The organism is Neobacillus citreus (assembly GCF_018343545.2).
Classification (GTDB): domain Bacteria; phylum Bacillota; class Bacilli; order Bacillales; family Cytobacillaceae; genus Neobacillus; species Neobacillus citreus.
Genome location: NZ_JAGYPE020000063.1, coordinates 1 through 3111, shown reverse-complemented (window position 1 = coordinate 3111; position 3111 = coordinate 1). Strand labels below are relative to the sequence as shown.

3 protein-coding genes are annotated in these 3111 nt (G+C 41.4%); 1 reads left to right on the top strand and 2 read right to left on the bottom strand.

The window, feature by feature from the left end; genetic code table 11:
• Window positions 1-57: 57 nt before the first annotated feature.
• Both KHB02_RS24290 and KHB02_RS24285 read right to left on the bottom strand, forming a co-directional pair.
• Window positions 58-942 carry a branched-chain amino acid ABC transporter permease gene (locus KHB02_RS24290; RefSeq protein ID WP_213117017.1) on the bottom strand — a complete coding sequence of 295 codons (885 nt, stop codon included), beginning with the start codon at window positions 940-942 and terminating at the stop codon, window positions 58-60.
• Window positions 943-1094: 152 nt separating this feature from the next.
• Window positions 1095-2255 carry an ABC transporter substrate-binding protein gene (locus tag KHB02_RS24285; RefSeq protein ID WP_213147872.1) on the bottom strand — a complete coding sequence of 387 codons (1161 nt, stop codon included), beginning with the start codon at window positions 2253-2255 and terminating at the stop codon, window positions 1095-1097.
• Between the two features lie 328 nt (window positions 2256-2583).
• Here KHB02_RS24285 and KHB02_RS24280 point away from each other — a divergent pair.
• Window positions 2584-3111, top strand: a 528-nt coding sequence (locus KHB02_RS24280) for a LytS/YhcK type 5TM receptor domain-containing protein (RefSeq protein ID WP_277398368.1), incomplete at its 3' end; no start/stop codon positions are given.

The window sequence follows — 3111 nt, the reverse complement described above, 5'->3', positions numbered from 1 at the left end:
ATAATAAACGAAGCGACTTGAAGGTAGTATGGATTTAAAAAGTCTCCAAGCATATCATCACGGCCTTCCCTCAGATGTCTTTTGGCCGAATAGTCCCTGCGGCCGGATTAAAAGAATCACGATGATTGCGAGGAATGCAATAGCATCCCGATATCCTGAATCTCCATAAGCAACAATGAGCGTTTCGGCTAATCCAAGAATCAATCCGCCAGCCATAGCGCCTTTTACATTGCCCATTCCACCAAGGATAATGATGGCAAGCCCTTTAAGCCCCATCGATAAGCCCATTTGCGGGTTAACGGAGTTAAACGCCATCCCAACAAGAATACCGGCAATTCCGCCCATCGCGGATGCCATCACGACTGTTAAAGTGATGATCTGTCTCGTATTGACACCAAGGATACTAGCTGTATCCAAATTTTCTGCTGTCGCACGGAGGGCTTTCCCTGCTCTTGTTTTGGACAGCCAATACGAAAGAGCCATCATTAACACAACTGAAATCACAAAAATGACAATTTGCACCACATAGATGGTGATAGAACCAATTGTAAAATGTATTTCAGCAAACGCATTTTTAAATGGATGGTTACCGGCTCCAAATAAGTGATGCGATAGATTTTCCAGTAAAATCGATACCCCGATTGTGCTGATTAATGGGGCAAGGTGCGAGACGCCTTTTTTTCCGCGAAGCGGTCTTAAGGCAAATCGCTCAAGCATATAGCCTAAAATTGCGGTGACAATAATTGCAGCTAGAAATGCCATCCAAATCGGCCAACCCAATGTACTTGTGACCATGACGCCTACAAAAGCGCCAAACATAAAGATTTCGCCATGCGCCATATTAATGATGCCAAGAACTCCAAAAACCAGCGTAAATCCAAGGGCAACGATGGCATAGATGCTTCCTAGTGTGATTCCATTTATTAGCTGTTCTAATAGCAAAACATCTCACCCTCTAACTCCATTTTTTCAAAAACCAGTAGTAGTAATTAAAGCCCCCCGCCTTTAGGCTTTGGCAGCCTGTAGCGGGGAGCAGCTGATAGTAGTGATTCATTGTTCTGTTTGATATCCTTCAAACTATCGAACGTTCAAGCTTATTCGAAAATTTGGAACTTCCCGTCCTTGATAATAAGAACGGTTGGATCCATTACAACGTCTCCATCCTTGTCAAAGGAGAATTTACCAAGGATCCCAGGGAAATCTTTAATTTCAGCAAGAGAATCCCGCAGTGCATCGCGGTCCGCTTCGCCTGCATTTTTTAGTGCTTCAGCCATGATATAAAGGGCATCATATGCCTGTGCTGCGAATTGGTCTGGCTTCTTGCCATATTCGGATTCATACTTTTTCACGAACTCTTGAACCTTTGGATCTTGCTTATCGCCAAACCAAGGAGTTGCCACAATCAGTCCATCAGCAGCCTGTCCGGCAATTTGAATAACCTGTGGAGAGTTAAAGCCGTTACCGCCGACAAATGGTACATCAATGCCCAGTTTGCGGGCCTGGTCCATAATAACAGCACCTTCATTATATAGAGCGGAACATAGAATTAAGTCCGGCTGAAGGCCCTTAATTTTTGTTAATTGTGCATTATAGTCAGCCTGACCCTTTTGGAAGGTTTCAGTTGTTACTACATCAAGCTTCATTTTTTCAGCTGTCTTTTTCATCGTGTCATAACCGGATTTTGTAAACACATCATCATTTCCGTAAAGAATAGCCACTTTTTTGACTTTATATTTATCAACCGCTTTTTTCACTGCTGCAGGAATCGCTAGTGCCTCTGGCAGTGAGTTTCTAAATACATAGTCCCCGATTTGTGGGATTCCTTCAGCAGTAGTAGATGTACCCATGATTGGAATACCATTCAAGTCTGCCTCAGGCCCGACTACATTCATTTCTGTACTTAATGTAGGTCCCAATAAGGCTACAATACTATCGTCACTCATTAACTTTTGAGCTGCAGATAGAGCTTGTTCCTGCTTACCTGCTGAGTCTTCAACAACAAGGTCGATTTTGACATCGCCTTTTGCATTAATCTCTTTTTTCGCTAAATTAAAACCGTTAGTAATAGCTTCACCGTAAGCTGCACCAGGTCCAGTTAAATAGGAAACAACACCGATTTTTGCTTCCACGGCCTTGCCGCTTTCTTTTGTATCGCCCTTTTTGCCAGAAGTTTCTGAATTATTACTGCATGCTGTTAAGACAACAAGTAAAAGAACAGTAAACAGCAGAAACGACTTATTAAGGATTTTTCTCATGTCCGTCTTTCCCCCTATTTTTCGACAAAATTAGTTATATATATCTATTAAATACTAATATTATTTCAATGTAAAGATTTCGAACTGAATTTTTAGAATCTTATTTCTATTCACAAAAATGGTTAAACGCTTTCATTCTTGTAATCTAGCGGTTTTTATTAAAAACATTAATAGAAAAAATTTTTACTATAAAATGATGGAAAGGTATTTATAACAAATTGACCGTTGTCTAGCACTTTCCTTTAAAAATAATTACGAATATTATTAATACTGTTACAATAGGAGAAAGGTGGATATTCTTAGAGAGCACTAAAAAAGGAGGATTTCCATGTTTGAATTATTAGTTACGATGGTAGAGCGGCTTGGAATCCTTGTGATGATAGCGTTTGTGTTGACAAGATTCCCTTTCTTTCGCGACATGATTTATCGGGAGGAATTGAATCGAAAACAACAAGTGCTTGCGATTGCCTTCTTTGGCTTCTTTGGGATTATCGGCACGTATTCGGGACTGACACTTAATACAAATAGTTTCCAATTTAATCGCTGGATCTCTGAGCTTAATTCGGATGAGGCGATCGCCAATTCCCGGGTCATTGGTGTCGTTTTAGGAGGGCTTCTGGGTGGCTATCGTGTCGGCATTGGCGCCGGATTAATTGCCGGGCTGCACCGCTTTACATTAGGTGGGTTTACAGCCATATCATGCGGGCTTGCCACGATTCTCACCGGAATTCTGGCAGGATTCTTCCATAAGAAAGACAAGCATGTAAAACTAAAGTCTTCTTTTCTGCTTGGTGCCCTTGCAGAATCTATACAAATGCTGGTCATTCTATTAATCTCCCGGCCGTTTGAAAAAGCG

Bases quoted from the DNA above. Each gene is read 5' to 3' on its own strand.
- KHB02_RS24285 (WP_213147872.1), bottom strand. From the start codon at position 2,255: ATGAGAAAAATCCTTAATAAGTCGTTTCTGCTGTTTACTGTTCTTTTA.